This is a genomic window from Novosphingobium sp. SG707, from assembly GCF_012275515.1.
Classification (GTDB): domain Bacteria; phylum Pseudomonadota; class Alphaproteobacteria; order Sphingomonadales; family Sphingomonadaceae; genus Novosphingobium.
This window is the reverse complement of sequence record NZ_JAAZQL010000010.1, coordinates 137,580-158,049: the sequence shown is the minus strand read 5'-3', so window position 1 is coordinate 158,049 and position 20,470 is coordinate 137,580. Positions and strand designations below refer to the sequence as shown.

The 20,470-nt window shown below is 64.4% G+C and carries 15 protein-coding genes; 8 read left to right on the top strand and 7 right to left on the bottom strand.

All coding sequences use genetic code 11. The features are described from left to right. Positions 1-18: 18 nt before the first annotated feature. From FHW92_RS21970 to FHW92_RS21960, 3 genes are all read right to left on the bottom strand, one after another. Complete coding sequence (locus FHW92_RS21970; RefSeq protein WP_168605427.1) at positions 19-1,131, bottom strand: mannonate dehydratase; 1,113 nt, start codon at positions 1,129-1,131, stop codon at positions 19-21. A 93-nt stretch (positions 1,132-1,224) separates the two neighbouring features. Then, positions 1,225-2,112, bottom strand: coding sequence for a LysR family transcriptional regulator (locus FHW92_RS21965; RefSeq protein ID WP_168605426.1), 888 nt, complete (start codon positions 2,110-2,112; stop codon positions 1,225-1,227). Between the two features lie 49 nt (positions 2,113-2,161). After that, complete coding sequence (locus tag FHW92_RS21960; protein WP_168605425.1) at positions 2,162-3,430, bottom strand: glucarate dehydratase family protein; 1,269 nt, start codon at positions 3,428-3,430, stop codon at positions 2,162-2,164. Positions 3,431-3,587: 157 nt separating this feature from the next. Between FHW92_RS21960 and FHW92_RS21955 the strand changes: the two genes are divergently transcribed. Then, positions 3,588-4,739, top strand: coding sequence for a mandelate racemase/muconate lactonizing enzyme family protein (locus FHW92_RS21955; RefSeq protein ID WP_282599815.1), 1,152 nt, complete (start codon positions 3,588-3,590; stop codon positions 4,737-4,739). Then, positions 4,739-6,061, top strand: a complete 1,323-nt coding sequence (locus tag FHW92_RS21950) for an MFS transporter (protein ID WP_168605423.1) — start codon at positions 4,739-4,741, stop codon at positions 6,059-6,061. The genes FHW92_RS21955 and FHW92_RS21950 overlap by 1 nt, the downstream gene beginning before the upstream one ends. A 51-nt stretch (positions 6,062-6,112) precedes the next feature. Here FHW92_RS21950 and FHW92_RS21945 read toward each other — a convergent pair whose 3' ends face one another. After that, positions 6,113-7,150, bottom strand: a complete 1,038-nt coding sequence (locus FHW92_RS21945) for an MBL fold metallo-hydrolase (RefSeq protein WP_168605422.1) — start codon at positions 7,148-7,150, stop codon at positions 6,113-6,115. Between the two features lie 264 nt (positions 7,151-7,414). On the opposite strand from FHW92_RS21945, the gene FHW92_RS21940 reads away from it, so the two are divergent. Further along, positions 7,415-8,164 carry a dienelactone hydrolase family protein gene (locus FHW92_RS21940; protein ID WP_168605421.1) on the top strand — a complete coding sequence of 250 codons (750 nt, stop codon included), beginning with the start codon at positions 7,415-7,417 and terminating at the stop codon, positions 8,162-8,164. 36 nt (positions 8,165-8,200) lie between these two features. Here the strand turns inward: FHW92_RS21940 and FHW92_RS21935 are convergent, their stop codons facing one another. From FHW92_RS21935 to FHW92_RS21925, 3 genes are read right to left on the bottom strand one after another with little or no spacing between them, the layout of a single operon-like run. After that, positions 8,201-9,547, bottom strand: a complete 1,347-nt coding sequence (locus tag FHW92_RS21935) for a TolC family protein (protein WP_168605420.1) — start codon at positions 9,545-9,547, stop codon at positions 8,201-8,203. After that, entirely contained in the window at positions 9,540-12,674 is a 3,135-nt protein-coding gene (locus FHW92_RS21930; protein ID WP_210428644.1) for a multidrug efflux RND transporter permease subunit, read from the bottom strand. The genes FHW92_RS21935 and FHW92_RS21930 overlap by 8 nt, the downstream gene beginning before the upstream one ends. A 13-nt stretch (positions 12,675-12,687) precedes the next feature. After that, positions 12,688-13,812 (bottom strand): efflux RND transporter periplasmic adaptor subunit, encoded by a 1,125-nt coding sequence (locus FHW92_RS21925; protein ID WP_168605419.1) that lies wholly within the window; start codon positions 13,810-13,812, stop codon positions 12,688-12,690. A 102-nt stretch (positions 13,813-13,914) separates the two neighbouring features. On the opposite strand from FHW92_RS21925, the gene FHW92_RS21920 reads away from it, so the two are divergent. From FHW92_RS21920 to FHW92_RS21900, 5 genes are all read left to right on the top strand, one after another. Then, positions 13,915-14,592 (top strand): response regulator, encoded by a 678-nt coding sequence (locus FHW92_RS21920; RefSeq protein WP_168605418.1) that lies wholly within the window; start codon positions 13,915-13,917, stop codon positions 14,590-14,592. Next, positions 14,589-15,647 carry an ATP-binding protein gene (locus FHW92_RS21915; RefSeq protein WP_168605417.1) on the top strand — a complete coding sequence of 353 codons (1,059 nt, stop codon included), beginning with the start codon at positions 14,589-14,591 and terminating at the stop codon, positions 15,645-15,647. Before FHW92_RS21920 ends, FHW92_RS21915 begins: the two co-directional genes overlap by 4 nt. A gap of 116 nt (positions 15,648-15,763) precedes the next feature. Continuing rightward, on the top strand, positions 15,764-16,360 hold the full coding sequence (locus FHW92_RS21910; protein ID WP_349237734.1) for a sigma-70 family RNA polymerase sigma factor: 597 nt from the start codon (positions 15,764-15,766) through the stop codon (positions 16,358-16,360). Then, on the top strand, positions 16,357-17,304 hold the full coding sequence (locus tag FHW92_RS21905; RefSeq protein WP_168605416.1) for a FecR domain-containing protein: 948 nt from the start codon (positions 16,357-16,359) through the stop codon (positions 17,302-17,304). Before FHW92_RS21910 ends, FHW92_RS21905 begins: the two co-directional genes overlap by 4 nt. Before the next feature lie 103 nt (positions 17,305-17,407). Next, a complete protein-coding gene (locus tag FHW92_RS21900; RefSeq protein ID WP_168605415.1) occupies positions 17,408-20,446 on the top strand; it encodes a TonB-dependent receptor in 3,039 nt (1,012 codons plus the stop codon). The last annotated feature ends 24 nt before the right edge of the window (positions 20,447-20,470 follow it).

Here is a 20,470-nt window from a genome sequence, read left to right as displayed (position 1 = left end):
GTTTTTTTGGCCTGCTTTTTACCCCGAATAATGCGCCGCTGCCTGCATCAGCCCGCGAATATGGCCATAGGCAAAGGCGAAACTCTCTGCCTCGGCTTCCGGGTGGCCGGGGATGATCGGCACATGGTCGGGCATCAACATCCCGTCATAGCCCACCTCGGCATAGGTCAGCAGCGCGCGATAGAGATCGACATCGCCCTCATCGGGGAACGCCTCGCGGAAATGGCCGCGCCCGCCCACGATGTTGCGGAAATGGACGTTGAATATCTTCTTGCGGCTGCCGAAATAGCGGATCACGTCGAAAATCTGCTCGGCGGGCTTGGGCAGATTTTCGCTCACCGTGCCCTGACAGAAATTGAAGCCGTGATAGGCGCTCTCGCGGATGGTGATGAAACGCTTCATGCCCTCGACGGTGCCCAGCACGCGGTGGATGCCCTGATAGCCCTGCGGCGGGGTGCCGGGGTCATGTGGGTGACAGGCGATGCGGATCTTATACTCATTGGCCACGGGCACGACATGGTCGAGGAACCATGTGATCCGCTCCCAAAACGCATCCTCGCTGACCGCGCCCGCGCGGGTGAGGGGCTTGGCCGGGTCCAGCCTGGCCGCGTCATATTCGGAAAACACCGCATCGCCGCGCGCCTGCACCCGCCCGGTGCGGATCACGCCCAGCAGGCTCATATTATACTTGATGCAGGGCACGCCCGCTGCCGCGCAGGCGCGGATCTGGTTCTGAAACGCTTCGACCTCGCGCTCGCGCTCCGGACTGGTGGCCAGCATGATGCCGGGGTTCTTTCCCCGGTCGATATGGGACGAGGGCAGCAGCAGCGGATCGAGGATCGCAAGCGTCAACTTATGCTTCTCGGCCAGATCGCGCAGGGACTTGACCTCGTCAGCGGTGGAATAGAGCGCGCCCTCGGCCGATTTAGCCCGCGCGGCCACATGGGTCACGCCATAGCGGGCGAGGAAGGCGAAATGATCGTCGGTCGCCGGGCCGCTCTGACACCCCAGCTTCATTTTTAGCGCCGGGCGCTTGGGGGCCGCAGATTTGCGCCCCGCCGCCTGCGCCATGGGCGCGGCGCCGGCCAGCGCTCCCGCCCCGATAGTGGTCAGAAAATCACGCCTTTCCATGGCACTCTCCCATTTATGGTTTTGGGGGAGCGTAACCTGTCCAAGGCGCGTTCGGCCAATCGCGTATGGCGATCAAGCGATGCTGCCCCAGTATTAATCGGACCCGCACAATTCCATCAAGCGCGGGATCAGCGCCAGCAGTGCCGGATTATCCGCATCGCGCCGCCATGTGGCCTGCAATTCGACAATCGGCTCGCCATCCTCCAGTTCGGAAAAGACCACGCCATCGGGGTGCAGCCGCCGCGAGCTTTCCGGCACCAGCGCATAGCCATGCCCGGCCCCCACCAGCATCAGCGCGGTGTGGATCTGGGCCAGATATTGCACAAAGCGGGGTTCGGCCCGCGCGCCTGCGAAAAGGCCCGCCAGCAGATCGTGGAAATAGCGAGCCTTATCCGGCGCATAGGTGATGAAGGGCAGGCGGTCGAAATTGGCCAGACGGCGCGGGCGTTCCTCCTCCGGCACGCTGGCCGGAGAGCAGATGATGAAACGTTCGCGTAGCACTTCCTGCGAGACCATCGCGGGATGCCGCACCGGCGGGCGCAGAAAGCCCAGATCGATCCGGCCCGAGAGCAGGCTCTCGACCTGCTCGTCGCTGACCATTTCTTTCAGCACAAAGCGCACATCGGGCAGGATTTTCTGCACATTGGCGATGAAGCGCGGCAGAAAGGAATAGCCCGAGGCGGCGGTAAAGCCCAGGCTGACCAGCCCATGCCGTCCCTCGGCCGCCGCGCGCGCGGTGGCCACGGCGCTGTCGGCCAGCTGCACCACACGCCGCGCCTCGACCAGAAAGGCCGAGCCCGCCGCCGTCAGCTTCACCGTCCGGCTGGAACGGTAGAACAGCGGCACCTTCATCACCCGTTCCAGCACCTGAATATGGCGCGAGAGCGGCGGCTGGGTCATGTTGAGGCGCCCCGCCGCGCGGCCAAAATGCAGCTCCTCGGCCACGGCCACAAAGCAGCGCAACTGGATCAGTTCAAACAAGGCCTCTTCCCCCCGTCATGCGACGGGCGGGGCCGGTCGCACGACATATTCAATATCTTGGCTTTTTCCCGGTGAAAGCCTTATCATATTTCCGCATCTGGCCCAAGTCGTCACGGGTGCGGATTGTTATGCGGTTGAACAGCGCATGGGCCCGCGCCAGCCTTTGCGCGTCCAGTTCGACGCCGATGCCGGGCGTGTCGGTGATGCGCACACAGCCGCCGGTGATGGGGATCTTGCCCCCCTCGATCACCTCATCCTCTTCCTCCACCCACGGATAATGCGTGTCGCAGGCATAGGTGAGATTGCGCGTGGTCGCGGCCAGATGGGTCATCGCCATCAGGCTGATGCCCAGATGCGAATTGGAGTGCATCGAGAGGCCCAGCCCGAAGGTGTCGCACATGGCGGCCAGATGCTGCGTCGCGCGCAATCCGCCCCAGTAATGATGGTCCGACAGCACGATCTGCACCGAATTTTTCGCCACGCTTTCCTTGAAGCCCGGAAAGTCGATGACGATCATATTGGTGGCCAGCGGCAATCCTGTTTTCCGGTGCAGTTCCGCCATATCGTCATGGCCCGCCACCGGGTCCTCGTAATATTCGATCAGCGGCCCCAGCTTTTCCGCCGCCTTCAACGCCGTTTCCATCGCCCAGGCCCCATTGGGATCAATCCGCAGCGGCAGGCCGGGAAAGGCGCGGGACAGGGCCTCGATGCTGGCCACCTCGATATCGGGGGGCAGGGTGCCCGCCTTCAGCTTGATCGAGCCGAAGCCGTGGAGGTCGATCATGCGCTGCGCCTGCGCGACGATGCCTTCGGGGGTGATCGCCTCGCCCCATTGGTCGGGGGCTTCCTCCGGCTCGATATGGCGGGCATATTTGAAGAAGAGATAGGCCGAAAAGGGCACCTCTTGCCGCACCGCACCGCCCAGCAATTCATGCAAAGGCACGCCCGCCGCCTTGGCCTGAAGATCGAGCAGCGCGACCTCGAAGGCGGAAAAGCAATTGCCCAGCAGGCGCGAGGGCTGCGATCCGGGCGCCAGTTCGGCCCCGGCCTGCGCGGCGGGCAGGCGGGCCAGCGCCGAGGCGAGCCGGTCATGCAGCCCATTGAGATCATAGATCGACAGACCCACCAGATCGGACGCGGCCTCCTGCAAGGCCGCCAGCACCGGCGCATCGCCATAGCTTTCGCCAAGGCCCGCGAAACCTCCCGCCTCGACCTCGATGATCGAGCGCAGCGCATAAGGCTCGTGGATCCCGGCGGCGTTGAGCAGCGGCGGATCCCGAAAGGCAATCGGCGTCACGCGCAGCGCGGTGATCTGCATCAGGCACTCTCCATTTTGTTCTTTCCACCCGCATGGCCCCATGCGCCCCCCAAGACCAATGCGAATTTCCTATCGACCGATGCCGCCTTGGCGATTGATTGCGCATCGATCCCCCGCGATCATGGCCTGCAATAGAAAAGGCCCGGAGAGGACATCCATGCCCACCGATACGATTTCCGCCATGACGCTCAGCCTCGCCTGGGTGCCTCTGGCCACGCCGATTTCCGATGCCAAGGTGTTTACCGGCCGCCAAAAGCCGCTGACCCGCGTGGCCATGCTGCTTGCCGAGATCGAAACGGCCGAGGGCCACACCGGCCTCGGCTTTTCCTATTCCAAGCGCGCGGGCGGGCCGGGCATGTATGCCCATGCGCGCGAGGTGGCCGACAGCCTGATCGGGGAAAATCCCGCCGATACTGGCCGCCTGTGGAACAAGCTGGTTTGGGCCGGGGCGTCGGTGGGGCGTTCGGGCCTTTCGACGCAGGCGATTGCCGCCATCGACATCGCCCTGTGGGATCTGAAGGCCAAGCGCGCGGGCCTGCCCTTGGGGCGACTGCTCGGTGCATGGCGCGATGGCGTGCCCAGCTATAACACATCGGGCGGCTTCCTCTCCTCGCCTCTGCCCGAAGTGCTGGACAATGTGGAGGCCTCTATCGCTAGCGGGATCGGTGGGATCAAGATCAAGGTCGGCCATCCCGACCCCAAGGTCGATCTCACCCGCCTTGAGGCCGTGGCCAAGCAGATCGACGGGCGCGTGGCGCTGATGGTGGACGCCAATCAGCAATGGGACCGCCCCACGGCTCTGCGCATGTGCCGCGCGATGGAGCAATATGGCCTCGTCTGGATCGAGGAGCCGCTCGACGCCTATGATATCGAGGGCCACGCGGCATTGGCCGCCGCCATCGACACGCCCATTGCCTCGGGCGAGATGCTGGTGAGCGCGGCCGAGCATTTTGCGATGATCGACGCGCGCGCGGTGGATTTCATCCAGCCCGATGCGGCCCGCGTGGGCGGCATCACGCAATTCCAGCGCGTAACCGCGCGGGCCGAGCAGGCAGGCCTGATGATGGCCCCCCATTTCGCGATGGAAATCCATGTCCATGTCTCCGCCGCCTATCCGCTGGGCACATGGGTCGAACATTTCGACTGGCTCGACCCTTTGTTCAACGAGCGCCAGATCCTTGAGGGCGGCAAGATGATGCTCTCGACCCGCCCCGGCCTTGGTGTCACCCTGTCGGATCAGGCGCGGGCGTGGACCGAGGCCAGTTGCCGCATCGACGCCAAAGGCTGCACCGATAAAGTCCACGGCTGATGGAGGCGCTGCACAAGATCGGGCGCCTGCGCTGGGCGGTGCTGGGGATGCTGTTTGGCGTCACCATCATCAACTATGCGGTGCGCGCGGCGCTCTCGCTGGCGGCCCCTTCGCTGTCCAAGGATCTGGGCATTGACCCGCTGCAACTGGGCATCGTCTTTTCCGCCTTTGGCTGGTCCTATGTCATCGCGCAGGTGCCGGGGGGCTGGCTGCTCGACCGGTTTGGCGCGCCGCGGGTCTATCTCTGGGTGATCGTTGCATGGTCGATCATCACAGTGGCCCATGGCACGGTGGTCTGGCTGAGCGGCACGGCGGCGGCGACGGCGCTGTTTGCCCTGCGCTTTCTGGTGGGGCTGGCCGAAGCGCCCAGTTTCCCCGCCAATGCCCGCGTGGTGGCCAGTTGGTTTCCTGCGCGCGAACGGGGTACGGCCTCGGCGGTGTTCAATGCGGCGCAATATTTCGCCACCGTGCTGTTTGCCCCGCTGATGGGGTGGATCGTGGCCGATTTCGGCTGGCCATGGGTGTTTGTGGCGATGGGCGGGCTGGGGCTGGTGGCCTCGCTGTTCTGGCCGCGGGTGGTGCGCGATCCGCGCGACCATCCGCGCCTCCGGGCGGGCGAACTGGGCCTGTTGGTCGAGGGCGGGGCGCTGGTTGATCCGGTGGCGCAGCCTTTGGTGGACCGCGCGGCGGCCAAGGCCGAAAACCGCCGCAAGATGCGCGTTTTGCTGACCACGCCCACGCTCTGGGGCCTCTATTCGGGCCAGTTCTTCATCAATACGCTGACCTATTTCTTCATCACCTGGTTCCCGGTCTATCTGGTTCAGGAGCGCGGGCTTTCGGTAATGAAGGCCGGGCTGTTCGCCACGATGCCTGCGGTCTGCGGCTTTATCGGCGGGGTGCTGGGCGGGATCTGGTCGGACTGGCTGCTGCGGCGCGGCGTGTCGCTGACATGGGCGCGCAAGGTGCCGGTGGTGGCGGGGATGCTGGGGGCGCTGACCATCCTTGGCTGCAATTTCGTCCATTCGAACACGCTGGTGCTGCTGTTCATGAGCCTTGCCTTCTTTGGCAAGGGCGTGGGCGCGCTGGGCTGGGCGGTGGTGGCCGATGTGGCGCCGCGCGACAGTGCGGGGCTTTCGGGCGGCATTTTCAATATGTTCGGCAATATTTCCTCGATCACCACGCCGATCCTGATCGGCTGGATCCTGAAGGAAACGGGTTCCTTCGATCTCGTGCTGATGCTGGTGGCGGGCAGCGCGCTGGCCGCCGCGCTCTCCTACCTCTTCCTTGTCGGCAAGATCGAGCGGATCGGCGCGCAGGCATAAAGAAACCCCCGCTTCCGGTCCTTCGGAAGCGGGGGTTTTCTTGTGCCCGGATTATTCGGCCGCTTCGCCCATCCGGGCCAGTTGCACCCGGCTGCAGGCGCTCATAATGCCCATATAGCGCTGATATTTGTCCACGCCGTAGATGAAGGGATTGTTGCCCCCGGTGGCGCCATAGCGGATCAGCGCCTCCTTCTCGGTCGCGGCCATATGCACCGGATGGTTGGTCACCAGCACATCGACACCCGCCGCTTTGGTGATCCCCTGCCAGCGGGTCAGCGAGGCGATCTGCTGGCGCGCGGCGTCGGCGGTGCTGCCCCCGCCGGTGCCGCCCATCAGGCCCGCATTGTGGCGCACACCTTTGTCGAACACCGGAAAGACGAGCGAGAGCGTGCCCGGCGTATGGCCCGGCGTGATATAGGTCTTCATCGTGAAATCGCCCAGCGTCACGCTGTCGCCATCCTTGACCTCGATGTCATGCTTTGGCGGCACCAGCGAAGCGAATGGCCCGCCCCCGCGCGACGGGCTTTCCATCATCCCCCAATCGGTGGCCGAGGCGACAACCCGCGCGCCATAGGTGTCCTGAAGGAATTTGGCCCCGCCCCAATGGTCGCCATGGCCATGGGTGATGACGACATATTTGATGCGCTTGGGGTCCAGCCCCAGTTTTTCCATATTGGGCACTAGGATGTCGCGGGCCTCGTCCGGGCTGTTGAGCGCGTCGATGACGATGATGCCCTGCGGCGTGTCGATGGCCCATGCCGAGACTGCGTTCTGGCCGATGGCGTAGAGATTGTCGAAAACGCGCGTGGCGGGCACCAACCCGTCATGCTGGACGCCAAAGACGAGGTTCTTGTCGAGTGGGCTGATGAGACAGCGCCAGTTGAAATCGGCCTCCAGATCGGCCCCGGCCAGCTTGCGCCCCTCGGCCAGATAGCGGCCCACCGCCTCGCGGTTCTCCTTGGGATAGGCCGCCTGCGCCGGATAGGCAGCAGGGCTGGCGGGATGGGGCGGCGGCATTTGCGCCATGGCCGCGCTGCCCGCGCATAGAGCGGCGAGCAGGGCGATGGAACGGCAGGTGGTCCTCTCCACAGGTGGTCCTTTCGTTGGCCGGATGGTGCGGCGTGGGACTTGGGATCACACCTGGGTATCGCGCGGGCCGGGGCGCAACCAATGTTTTGCCCGCATGATGCGATGTGCTTTCGGTATGGAGGGGCAATGTATGGGGGCGGAGCGGCTAAATGGCCGATTCCAAAGTTCGAAAATAGACTGGCAGCAAGGCGCTGCCTTATGCCATGGGCATCCGATGAACGGGCGGCGGGGCGTCGAAATTCCCCCTTGCACAAGGACGATGACATGATCCTGCGTAGCGATGAGAAAATGGACGTGCTGGTGCCCGGCGGGGGCACGATGCGGATGCATATGTTCCGGCCCGCGATCGAAGGCCGGTTTCCCGGCGTTCTGCTGTTCTCGGAGATCTATCAGGTCACCAATCCCATTCGCAGGCTGGCGGCCATTCTGGCGGGCCATGGCTATGTCGTTGCCGTGCCTGAGGTCTATCATGAGTTCGAGCCTGCCGGCACGGTTCTCGAATATGATCCGGTCGGAACGGATCGCGGCAATGAGCTGAAATATCTCAAACCGCTTGCGGGGTACGATGCCGACGCAAAGGCCGGGATCAGCGCTCTTATCGACCATCCCGCCTGCGACGGCCGGGTGGCGAGTTTTGGCGTATGCCTTGGGGGGCATCTGGCCTATCGGGCGGCGCTCGACCCGCGTGTGTCCGCGGCGGCCTGTTTCTATCCCACTGACATCCATTCCGGCAGTCTGGGCCTTGGCCGCGCGGATGACAGTCTGGCGCGCATGGCGGATCTGAAGGCCGAGACGATGTTCGTCTGGGGGCGGCAGGATCCCCATGTCCCCTACGCGGGGCGCATGGCCATCCGTGATCGTCTGGAAGCTGTCGGCGCGACTTATGAATGGCACGAGGTCAACGCGCAGCACGCGTTCCTGCGCGACGAAGGCCCCCGTTATGATCCCGCTCTGTTTTTCCAGGGGCTTGCGTGGACCTTGGCGCTCTATCACCGGGCCTTTGCGCGAAACTGATAAGGGGCGGGCGGCGCGCACCGCCCGCCATCGCCATCAGATCGAGCCCAGCGCCCGATACAATCCGATCATTCCCAGCAAGGCGCCCGCCCGCGTGGAGAGCAGGGTCTGGCGCGCGGAATAGGCGCTGCGCTGAGCGTCGAGCAGTTCGAGGCGGCTGTCCACCCCCGCCTGATAGCGCAGTTTCGACAGGTTGACGCGCCGGTCGGCGGCATCGGCGGCGGCATCCTGCGCCTTGATCTGCGGGCCATAGGTCTGCTGGGCCGAAATGCCGTCGGCCACTTCGGCAAAGGCGGTCTGGATCGCCTTTTCATAGGTGGCCACGGCAATCCCCTGCTGCGCCTTGGCTTGGCGCAGGGTGCCCCGCAGCGAGGTGTTGGGGAACAGCGGCAAGGAGACCGCAGGCGCATAATTCCACGCCTTGTTCGCGCCCGAAAACAGCCCCGACAGGCCCGGACTTACCGCCCCCAGCGCCCCGGTCAGCGACAGGCGGGGGAAGAAGGCGGCGCGCGCTGCATTCACATCGGCTTGCGCCGCGCGCAGATTATATTCCGCCTGCATGATGTCGGGCCGCCGGGTCAGCAGGTCCGAGGGCAGGCCTGCCCCCAGATGATCGGGCATCGAGGCCAGCATCAGCCCGATCGGCGCAGGCAGATCGTCCGGCAAGGGCGCGCCCACCGCCAGAGACAGCGCATGGGCGGCCGTTTCGCGCTCGCGCTGGCGCTGGGCCAGATCGGCCTCGGCCTGCCGCACCAGCCCTTCGGCCTGCGCCAGATCGCTGCCGCTGGCTTGGCCCGCATCATGGAGCCGCCGCGTGAGATCAAGCGAGACGCGCCAGTCGGCCAGCGTCGAGGAGGTCAGTTGCCATTGCTCCTGCGCCAGCCTTTCGGCCACATAGGCCTCGGCCACCGCCCCCACTACTGTCAGCTCGCTGGCCCGTCGTCCGGCCTCGCTGGCCAGATAGCGGTCGAAGGCGGCGCGGCTCTGCGCGCGAAGGCGCCCGAACAGGTCGATCTCGAAACTGGTCAGCGCGATCTGGCCGCTGAACTGATCGTAGCGAAAGCCGCCAAAACCGCCGCCTGCGGTCTGCGCCCCGGTAAAGCTGCCCTGCGCCTCCAGCGAGGGCAATTGCGCGCCGCGCGCCACCGACAAGGCCCCGCGCGCGGCCTGAGCGTTGAGCACGGCAATCCGCAAATCGCGGTTCTCGTTCAGGGCCAGCGCGATCAGCCTCTGCAGCCGCGCATCGGCAAAGAACTCCTGCCATGTCAGCGGGGTCAATGCCTCCGTCACCGCAAAACTCGCGGCCACCGGAGCCTTGGGCAGCGGCGCTTTCTCCGCCGCACATCCACCCAAGGCCAGCGCCAACATCAGAACCTTACGCATCGGCCTGCTCCTGCTTCTTCTTCTTGCGCAAGCCGCCAAAGCCCAGACGCTCACTTATTCCCATAGCCACCACAAAGAACACCGGCACAAAGAACACCGCCAGTACCGTGCCCGAAATCATGCCGCCAAACACGCCCGTGCCGATGGCCGCCTGCGTTTCGGCGCTGGCCCCGGTGGAAAGCATCAGCGGCACCACGCCCAGCGTAAAGGCCAGCGAGGTCATCACGATGGGGCGCAGGCGGACCTTGGCCGCCGCCATCGCGCTTTCCACCAGGCCCATGCCGGAGGCGCGGTAATGGCGGGCAAATTCGACGATCAGGATCGCATTCTTGGCCGACAGGCCGATGATGGTGATCAGGCCCACCTTGAAGAACACGTCATTGGCCATGCCGCGCAAGGAGACCGCCGTCACCGCGCCGATCAGCCCCAGCGGCACCACCAGCATCACCGCCAGCGGCACGGCGAAACTGTCATACATCGCCGCCAGCACCAGAAACACCGCCAGCATCGACAAGGCCAGCAGCATCGGGGCCTGCGCGCCCGATTGCTGTTCCTGATAGGAAAGGCCGGTCCATTCGATGGCGAAACCGGGCGGCAATTGCTTGGCCAGTTGCTCCATCTCGGCCATGGCATCGCCGCTTGATACACCCGGCGCGGCCATGCCCGACAGGCGCAGCGCCGGATAACCATTGTAACGCACCAATTGCAGCGGGGTCTGCTCCCAGTCCGCCTTGACCACTTCGGACAGGGGCACCATCGAGCCGGCATTGTTGCGCAGGTTCAAACGCATCATGTCGGGCAGGTTCATGCGATAGGCCGCATCGGCCTGCACGATCACCTGCTGCATCCGCCCGGCATTGGGGTAATCGCCGACATAGGCCGAACCCATCGCCGCCGAAAGCGTATCGCTGATCCGGTTGAAGGGCACGCCCAGCGCCTCGGCCTTTTGCCGGTCGATGGACAGGTGGATGCTGGTGCCCGCAGGCAGGCCGTCGGGATAGACGCCGACCACCTTCTTGCTCTGCCCCGCAAGGCCCAGCAATTGATATTGCGCGGCCACCAGCGCCTCATGCCCGCGCCCGGCGCGATCCTCCAGCCGCATGGCAAAGCCCGAGGAATTGCCCAGCTCGTCAATCGCGGGGGGCACAAGGCTCATGATGATGCCTTCCTTGATGACGCTCATCGCGGCCATCGTGCGGGCAACCTCATCCTTGACGGTGGCCCCGCCACGCTCGCCCCAGTCTTTCAGGACGGTGAACACAATCGCCGCATTGGGCCCTGCGCCCGAGAAGCCAAAGCCCAGGATCGCCTCATTGCCCTTGGTCGAAGGGCGCGTGGCGGTATGGCGCTCCAGTACCTGCACGGCTTCGCGGGTGCGCTCGGCGGTGGCGTCGGCGGGCAATTGGAAGGCGGTCATATAATAGCCCTGATCCTCCTCGGGCATAAAGGCCGTGGGTAGGCGCCAGAAGGCAAAGCCCAGCAGCGCCACCACCACGCCCAGCGCCACCATCGCCCGCCCGCCGCGCCGGATGATGCGCGCAACCCATCCGCCATAGCCGTGGGTCATGCGCTCAAACAGGCGGTCGAACGCGGCAAAGAAGCGCGGTTTTTGGGCATGGCCCGAAATGGGCTTCAACACCGTGGCGCAAAGGGCAGGCGTCAAAGAAAGCGCCAGCACCGCCGAGATCAGGATGCTGATCGCCATCGACATGGCAAACTGGCGATAGATCACGCCCACCGAGCCGCTGGCAAAAGCCATCGGGATGAACACCGAAACCAGCACCAGAGTAATGCCGATGACGGCCCCGGTGATTTCGCTCATCGCCTTTTTGGTGGCCTCGAACGGGGAGAGCCCTTCCTCGGCCATGATGCGTTCGACATTTTCAACCACGACGATGGCATCGTCCACGATGATGCCGATGGCCAGAACCATGCCAAACATGGTCAGCACATTGAGCGAATAGCCCGAAAGCGACATGACCGCGATCGTGCCCAGCAGCGCGATGGGCGCCACCACGGCGGGCACCAACGTATAGCGCATGTTCTGCAAAAACAGATACATGACGAGGAAGACGAGCACCATCGCCTCAAGCAGCGTATGCAGCACCTTCTCGATGGAGACGCGCACGAAAGGCGCGGTGTCGAAGGGCACCGTCCATTCCATGCCGCCCGGCATCGCGCGGCCAATCTCGGCCATGCGCGCACGCACCGCGTCCGACACCTGCACCGCATTGGCGCCCGGCGCCAGTTGCACCGCCGCCGAGGCCCCCGCGCGGCCATTCTCGCGGGTGGACATCATGTAATTCTGCTGGCCGATTTCGACCCGCGCCACATCGCCCAGCGTCACGGTGCCGCCATTGGTGTTGGCTTTCAGCACGATCTGTTCGAATTCCTGTGGGCTGGTCAATTGCCCGCTGGCCGTCAGCGGCACCAGCACGCGCTGGCCCGCCACGGCCGGCTCAGCACCCAGCGTGCCGGGCGCGATCTGGATATTCTGGGCGGCAATGGCCCCCGTCACATCGGCCATGGCCAGATCATAGGCGATCAGCTTGGCCGGATCGACCCAGACCCGCATCGCCTTTTCCGCCGAGAAGCTCTGGACGCGGCCAACGCCGGGAATACGCTTCAATTCATTGACGACATTGCGCGCCAGATAATCACCCAGCGAGGCCCCGTCATAACGCCCATCGGGTGAATTGAGGCCCACCAGCAGCAGGAACCCGCTGTTGGCCACTTCGACCGCCAGACCATATTGGCGCACGGTCTGGGGCAGGCGCGGCTCGATCAGCTTCAACCGGTTCTGCACATCCACCAGCGCCAGTTCGGGGTTCGTGCCGGGCTGGAACGTGGCGGTGATCGTGGCCGAACCCGAAGTATCGGTGCTGGACTCGAAATAGAGCAGGCGTTTGGCGCCTGACAATTCGCGCTCGATCAGTTCGACCACGCCGTCATTCATCGTTTGCGGCGTGGCGCCGGGATAGGTGGCCGTGATCGTCACCGATGGCGGCGCCACCGAGGGAAAACGCGCCACCGGAACCGAGGGCAGGGCGATCAGCCCCGCCAGCGCGATGGCAATCGCCACCACCCAGGCAAAGACCGGTCTCTGAATGAAAAATTGAGGGATCATGATTGGCGCTCCCTCAGCGTGTTGCAGGCTGGCGCCAAGGCAGTGCCTTGACCGGCGCGCCGGGCAGCACGCGGTCCATGCCGACCACAACCACCTTCTCGCCCGCCTTCAGGCCCTTGAGGATGATGGTCGTGCCATCGACTACATCGCCCGCTTCGATCTGGCGCTCCTCGATGGCGCGGCCGTTCCAGACATGGATGACCGCGCGGCCCGCCGCATCATGGCCCACCGCCTGTTGCGGCACGATGATCGCATGGGGCATCCGCAGACGCGGCAGGCGCGCCCGCACGAACATGCCCGGCAAGAGCCGGTTGCCCGGATTTTCGACCAGCACGCGCACCACCGCATTGCCGGTGCCCGGATCAACCGTGACATCGGAGAACAGCAACCGGCCCTTGACCGGATGGGGCTGGCCCGAGGCGGTGATGATCTCCACCGGGGCCGCGCCCGCACCCGCGCCCTCGGCCACCGCCGCGCGCAGCGCGTCGAGCCGGGCCGCAGGCTGGCGCACGTCGACGTAAACCTTGTCGATCTGCTGCACCGTGGCCATCGGATTGGTGTCGGTGGTGGCCACCAGCGCGCCCTCGGTCACGGTGGCCGCGCCGATCTGGCCCGCGATGGGCGAGGTGACGCGGGCAAAGCCCAGATCGAGACGACGCCGGTCGAGCGCGGCGCGCGCCTGCGCCACATCGGCGGCGGCCTGATCGCGCGCCACGGTGGCGTCGTCAAAGGTCTGGCGGCTGATCGCATCGACGCCCACCAGCGGTTTCAACCGATCCGCCTGCGTTTTCGCGCGGGCATAGGTGGCCTGCGCGCGTGCGAGGGTGGCCGAGGCGCTGGCCGCATCGGCGCGGAAGGGGGCCGGGTTGATCTGGAACAGCGGCTGGCCCTGGGCCACCATCGCGCCTTCGGTGAACAGGCGGCGCTGGACGATGCCGCCCACCTGCGGGCGGATCTCGGCGGTGCGGAAGGCCACCACGCGGCCCGGCAATTCATCGGCCAGCGCGATGGGGCGATCCTGCGCAGGCGTAATCAGCACTTCGGCGGGCGGGGGCGCGGTGGGCGCACCATCGCCGCCACATGCGGCCAGCAGGAGGGTGGAAAGGGGAAGGGCAAATCGGAAGTGATCGTATCGCATGATGCCCCCATGCACCCTTAGCATTGCCCTTGTGTGGAGGTTTTGTGGAGATTGTGTGGAGGCATCTGGCCGCATACCAATGGGCAATGATACACGGAGGCCATGACAGCGCTTGCCCTGATTGCCGAAGACGATGGCGATATCGCCGACATCCTGCGCGCCTATCTGGAACGCGAGGGGTTTCGCACGGTTCATGCCGGGGACGGGCGGGTGGCGCTCGATCTGCACCGGGCGCTGCGGCCGGATATCGTGCTGCTGGATGTCGGGATGCCGCATATCGACGGCTGGGAAGTGCTGGCCCAGATCCGGCGCGAGGCCGAAACGCCGGTCATCATGATCACCGCGCTGGATCAGGATATCGACAAATTGCAGGCGCTGCGCATCGGGGCGGATGATTATGTGGTCAAACCCTTCAACCCGGTCGAGGTGGTCGCGCGGCTGCGCGCGATCCTGCGCCGTACGGGCGGCACGGGGGGCGGGGCTGTGCTGCGCGTAGGGCCTGTCGAGATCGACACCGAGAGCCATATCGCCCGTGTCGATGGCCGCGAAATCCCGCTGACGCTGACCGAATTTCGTCTGTTGGTGCATATGGCGCGCAATCCGCATCGGGTGTTTTCGCGCGGCGATCTGGTCGATGCCTGCCTGCCCGGATCCGACGCGCTGGACCGTACGGTCGACAGCCATATCAGCAAATTGCGCCGCAAGCTGGAGGAGGCCGGGGTTTCGGGTATGCCTGCCGGGGTGCGGGGGGTCGGCTATCGGCTGAGCAGCGGGGCATGAAGGTGAAATTCGACATTTCGCGCCATCTGACGCTGGCCATGGCAACGGTGGCGATTGCGACGGTGCTGTTCTCCTTCATCGTCTTTTACATCGTTTATACGATCGCGGTCTGGTGCGCGCCCAAACTGTTTCCGCCCGGTTTTTCGGCCCTGCCCAATGGCTGGGATCTGGTCATCATGGGGGTGGTGACATGCATGGGCATCGGCCTTGGCGCATGGATTGCGGCGGGCATGGCGCGATCCATCGTTGCGCCGATGCATGCAGTGGGCCGCGCCGCGCGCGCGATTGCCGATGGCGATCTTTCGGCCCGCGCCGCGCCCCAGGTCGATGCGCCGGGCGAAACGGCGATGCTGGTCGAGGATTTCAACGCCATGGCCCGACGGCTGGAAAAGGCGGCCCATGATGCGATCAGCTGGAACGCCCAGATCGCCCATGAATTGCGCACCCCGCTCACCATCCTCAAAGGGCGGCTGCAGGGCGTGTCGGACGGCGTGTTCGTGATGGATGACATGCTGCTGCGCGGACTGCTGACGCAGGTGGACGGGCTGGCGCGGCTGGTCGAGGATCTGCGCTGCGTCAGTCTGGCCGACATCGGGCGGCTGGAATTGCAGGTGGCCGAGGTGGATCTGCGCGTCGGGTTGGAGGAATGGGCCTCGATGATGGCCCCCACCGTCGAGCGGGCAGGCTTCAGCCTGAGCGTTGAAAGCGCGGCGATCCGGGCAAGGGTGGATATGGCGCGGCTGCGTCAGGCGCTGCTGGCGCTGGTCGACAACGCGCTCCATTATGCCGATCCCTGCGCCTTGCGGCTGGTCGTCCGGCATCAGGGCGGGGGCGTGGCGATCCATCTGATCGACAAGGGGCCGGGCGTGCCGCTGGACCAGCGGGCCGATCTGTTCAGCGTCTTTACCCGCGGCACGGCGGCGCGCGAGACCCATCGCACCGGATCGGGCCTTGGGCTGGCCGTGGTGCAGGCGATTGCCCAGGCGCATGGCGGGGCGGCCCAATACCGCTGGCAGGACGGGCATTCGCATTTCATCGTCACGCTGGGCGCCTGAAAAAACGCGCATCCCGACACAGGCAGGCAAAATAATTTCCCTCTGGCGCGAAGGATTTTGCGCGCCCATGTCTCCTATGCGGCCAAAGGGGAAAACCCCGGCGACAGGGGGAGGGTGTGACGCAGGGCGAGGTGATCAACGCATTGGCGCGCAGGCGCATGCTGGCCGCATGGATGGCGCGCGAGATCGTGCCGCATGAGGCCGGTATGCGGGCATGGCTGGCCCGTGCGCGGGTGTCGGCAGAGGATATTGATGAGCTTATGCAGGAAGCCTATTGCCAGATCGTTTCCCTGCCGTCGGTGGACCATATCACCGCGCCGCGCGCCTATTTCATGGCCAGTTTGCGCCACATGATGCTGCGCCGGATCAAGCGGGCGCAGGTGGTGGCGCTCGACGCGATCGGTGAGATCGAGAACTGGCGCGATGAAAGCATGGTTTCGCCCGAGGATGAGGCGGGCAGCCGGATCACATGTCAGCGGGTGATGGCGATCATCGCCGGATTGCCCGAGCGGTGCCGCCGCGTGGTGGAATTGCGCAAGATCGAAGGGTGGTCGCAAAAGGACATCGCGGCCCATCTGGGCATGAGCGAGAAGGCGGTGGAAAAGCAGGTCTGGGTGGGCGTGCGCGCCATCCGCGCCGCATGGGCCAGCGCCGAGGCGCAAAGCGCCCAGCGCATGGATCAGGCCGAGCGCGGCATGGGGGCTGGGCGATGAAACCGGCCACCGAACATGACCGCGATATGGCCGCCCGCTTTGTCGCGCGGATGGATGGCGAGAACTGGGGCGAGGCCGATGAGGCCGAGTTGCAGCTCTGGCTTGACGGCGGCGCGGGGCGCGAAGGGCTGCTGCTTCAAGTCCATGCGGCATGGGTGGCGGCAACGCCGGTGGCGCAGGAGGAAATTGTCGAGGAGGCCCCGGCAGCTCCGGCTTTCTGGCGGCGGCGCGGGTTTCTGGGGGCGATGGCGGCCTCGGTCGCGGCGGTGGTGGGGGCCGGGCGCTGGCTTGATGCGCGCAGCAGCTTTGCCACCCGCGTGGGCGAGATCCGCCGGGTGCCTCTGGCCGATGGCAGTGTGATGACGATCAATTCCGGCTCCGAACTGACCGTGCGCATGGCCAAGGGCAGCCGCGAGATCGAGATCGCCCAGGGCGAGGCGTGGTTCGATGTGGCCAAGGATGCCGCGCGCCCCTTTACCGTGGCGGCGGGCAAGGTGCGCGCCCGCGCGGTGGGCACCGCCTTTTCGGTGCGGCGGCGCGAGACGGGCGTCGAGGTGCTGGTGACCGAGGGCGTGGTGGAAAGCTGGTCCGAGGAAGACGAGAGCCTGCGCCTGCGCCTTGTTGCTGGCGAGCGTGCTTTGCTGAGCGATACGGCCGTGGTTCATCATGAGAGCGACCGAGCCTCGGCGGTGGACCGCTCTTTGGCATGGCGCAGCGGTATGATCGACCTCAACGGCACCAGTCTGAGCGAGGCGGCCGATGAGTTCAACCGGTATAACCAGCGCCAGATCATCATCGCCGATGCGGCGGTGGCCGATGAGCAGTTCGACGGCCTGTTTCGCATCAATGACCCGCAAGGTTTTGCAGAAGCGGTCAAGGCCAGTTTGAATGTGGGGATTGATGATAGCGATCCGCGCGTAATCCGCTTGGTGAAATCGAAATAATGAATGGAGAATGAATTTTTTGGCGAAGGATTTTTATTCGTCATGTCTCTTTAAGGCTGCTGACAAAAGCGAGCCATGAAGGCGGGATATTCGGGAGGGATTGATGATGCATTCCACTATGCGTGGAGTTTTTCTTGCGTCGAGCGCGATGGTTGTGCTGGCCGCGATGCCGGCCCATGCCGCGGGCCAGACGCGCCAGTTCGCCATCGAGGCGCAATCGGCCACCACGGCCATCGGCGCGCTGGGCCATCAGGGGGATGTCCAGATCATCGCCCCGCGCAAATTCACGCAAAGCGTGCGCACCAATGCCGTGCGCGGCGATATGACCGTGGACGAGGCGCTGGGCCGGATGCTTGCGGGCACCGGATTGGTGGCCCAGCAGATCGGGCCGCATTCCTACGCGATCACCGCCCGCCCCGCCGCGCCCTCGTTGCAGCCAGTGCGCGCAGTGTCGGTCCATCCGGGGCCCGCACTGATGACCGGCGAGCGCGCCGCCATGGCCGAGGCCGCACCCGTTGCAGCCGAGCCTTTGTCCGCGCCCGATGAGGCGCCCGCCGCCGACATTATCGTCAAGGGCTTTCGCCGCACGCTGATGAAGGCGCAGGATATCAAGCGCTCGGCGGTGAACCTGACGGAAAGCATCGTGGCCGAGGATATGGCCAAGATGCCCGATCTCAACCTGTCGGAATCGATCCAGCGCCTGCCGGGCGTGGCCATCACCCGCGAGGGCGGCGAGGGGCGCAACATCACCCTGCGCGGATTTTCGCCCGATTTCACCCGCACGACCCTGAACGGCATGGAGGTTCCGGCCAGCTCGGACGGGCTGGACTCGGGCGGCTTTACGCTGAACGCGGGCCGTGCCTTTGACTTCCATGTCTTTGCCTCCGAATTGTTCAACCGCATTGATGTCAACAAGACCCAGCGCGCCTCCATCGAGGAGGGGGGGATTGCCGGTACGGTCGATCTCTATTCGGCCAAGCCTTTTGACTTCAAAGGCTTTCACTTTGTCGCCAGCGGGCAGGGCGGCTATAATGCGATGACCCGCAAGGTCGATCCGCGCGTGACGGTGATGCTCTCGAACACTTTTGCCGATGACCGGATCGGGGTGCTGGTCTCGGCGGCCTATTCGCGCCGCACCGTCTATCAGGAGGGCTTTTCCAGCGTGCTCTGGACTACGCCCTATATCAATGGCGACAGTTGGGCCAACAGCAACCCCACCGTGACCGGCACGCCCGCGCCATGCGGCGCGGCCAAGGCCACCGATTGCCTCTGGGCGCCGCGCCTGCCGCGTTCGGATTTCTTTGGCAATGACCAAAAGCGCCTGGGCGTCACCGGATCGTTGCAGTTCAAGCCGACCGACCGGATGCTGATCAGCTTTGACGTGCTCTATTCACAGCTCGACAATGATCGCTACAGCTATAATTCGATGGAATGGCTGCTGACCCATGGCGCGCCCGGCAATTTCGTCGGCCAGACGCCTTTGTCCTTCACGGTCGCGCCCGATGGCAAGCAATTGGTGGCCGCATCCTTCAACGATGTGACCTCGTGGTATGAAAGCCGCCACCAGACATCGCTGTCGAAGTTCCAGCAATATGTGCTCTCGGGCGACTATCGCTTCTCCGACAAACTGAAGTTTGACGCGATGGCGGGGACTGCGCGCGATGCGGCCGATCGCACCGAATTGCGCTTCTATGCGCGCTCGTCGCCCCATTTCTATTCCTATGACTACACCGGCAACCCGGACGTGGCCAAGGTCGGCTACGGCAGCTATGATCCCAACAACACCGCCAATTATATCAATGCCCTGACGGCGGCGAACCGGCTCAACAATGTGGTGAAGGACAATTTCACCACCAAGGCCAACCTGACCTATACCGACAACAAGTTCAACGCCAAGATCGGCGTGGCCTTCAACCGCCGCATGGTGCGCTACAGCGAGGCGCAGGGCGATCTGCCCAGCTTTGCGCCTTCCTCCTATATGCAGGCGTTCCCGATTGCCCATTTCGGCGATGGCGTGGTTTCGGGCGGCCTGCCCACCTTTGCGGTGATGAATTTCGACGCCATTGCGCGCTCGGGCCTGATTTCCTCCAATTATGTCGATAATACCAGCGCTGACTGGACCGTGATCGAAAAGACCATGGGCGGCTATGGCGAAGTCAACGGCGAATTTGACATCGGTGGCATGACGCTGCGCGCCAATGCGGGCGCGCGTTATGTGCGCACCGATCTTACTTCGCGCGCGGTCCTTGCCGGGTCGCCGGTTCAGGTCGAGCGTTCCTATGGCAATTTCCTGCCGGCGGCCAATCTGGTGCTGAACATCACGCCCGATTTTCTGGCGCGCTTTTCCTATGCCCGTTCGATGACGCGGCCGGGCCTTTCCTCGCTCAATATCGCCAGCCCGACCTTTGAATATACCACGCGCACCGTGGGCAATCTGGGCAATCCGGAATTGAAGCCCTATCAATCCAATGATTTCGACGTCAATTTCGAATGGTATTTCGGCAAGGGTGGCCTGATCGCGGTGGGCGCGTTCAAGAAGGATATTGTCACCTCGCTGACCAATTCGGTGGTGACCAAGATGGTGCCGCAGGAATTCTGGGCCGCGATCTATGCCGATCCGCGCTACAGCCCCTCCTATCAGGCTGATCCGGCCAAGGTGCCCTATACGTTCGCCACAGCGGTCAACGCGCCGGGCGGCAACAGCGTCAAGGGGCTGGAAGTCACGCTCAACGTGCCTTTCACCTTCCTCAAGGGCTGGTGGTCCAGCTTTGGCATTGCCTCGAACTATACCTATGTTTCGGCGCGGGATTCGACGGGCCTTTCGCCCAATTCGTACAATTTCACCGGCTATTATGACACCGGTAAACTTGGTGTCCGTGTCTCGATCAACAAGCGTGACGATTATCTGCTCAGCCAGCCCGGTGGCAATGGCAATGTGCAGGAGCGTAAATATGGCCCGACGCAGGTGGACTTCTCGGCCTATTACAACCTCACCAAGCGGCTGAGCCTGAACGTTCAGGGCATCAATATCACCAATGAAAAAGAGCGTATCTATGATACCGGCGACGGGACACAATATCTGCCGCGGGAATTTACCAAGACCGGCGCGCAATGGTTTGTCGGGGCGCGCTATCAGTTCTGAACTTTTTGTCCGGATATGACTCCC

What these genes read in the sequence shown, in the direction of transcription:
- FHW92_RS21960 (WP_168605425.1), bottom strand. Translation starts at nt 3,430, where the DNA reads ATGCAGATCACCGCGCTGCGCGTGACGCCGATTGCCTTTCGGGATCCG.
- FHW92_RS21940 (WP_168605421.1), top strand. Translation starts at nt 7,415, where the DNA reads ATGATCCTGCGTAGCGATGAGAAAATGGACGTGCTGGTGCCCGGCGGG.
- FHW92_RS21950 (WP_168605423.1), top strand. Translation starts at nt 4,739, where the DNA reads ATGGAGGCGCTGCACAAGATCGGGCGCCTGCGCTGGGCGGTGCTGGGG.
- FHW92_RS21900 (WP_168605415.1), top strand. Translation starts at nt 17,408, where the DNA reads ATGATGCATTCCACTATGCGTGGAGTTTTTCTTGCGTCGAGCGCGATG.
- FHW92_RS21920 (WP_168605418.1), top strand. Translation starts at nt 13,915, where the DNA reads ATGACAGCGCTTGCCCTGATTGCCGAAGACGATGGCGATATCGCCGAC.
- FHW92_RS21930 (WP_210428644.1), bottom strand. Translation starts at nt 12,674, where the DNA reads ATGATCCCTCAATTTTTCATTCAGAGACCGGTCTTTGCCTGGGTGGTG.
- FHW92_RS21925 (WP_168605419.1), bottom strand. Translation starts at nt 13,812, where the DNA reads ATGCGATACGATCACTTCCGATTTGCCCTTCCCCTTTCCACCCTCCTG.
- FHW92_RS21970 (WP_168605427.1), bottom strand. Translation starts at nt 1,131, where the DNA reads ATGGAAAGGCGTGATTTTCTGACCACTATCGGGGCGGGAGCGCTGGCC.
- FHW92_RS21955 (WP_282599815.1), top strand. Translation starts at nt 3,588, where the DNA reads ATGCCCACCGATACGATTTCCGCCATGACGCTCAGCCTCGCCTGGGTG.
- FHW92_RS21935 (WP_168605420.1), bottom strand. Translation starts at nt 9,547, where the DNA reads ATGCGTAAGGTTCTGATGTTGGCGCTGGCCTTGGGTGGATGTGCGGCG.
- FHW92_RS21905 (WP_168605416.1), top strand. Translation starts at nt 16,357, where the DNA reads ATGAAACCGGCCACCGAACATGACCGCGATATGGCCGCCCGCTTTGTC.
- FHW92_RS21915 (WP_168605417.1), top strand. Translation starts at nt 14,589, where the DNA reads ATGAAGGTGAAATTCGACATTTCGCGCCATCTGACGCTGGCCATGGCA.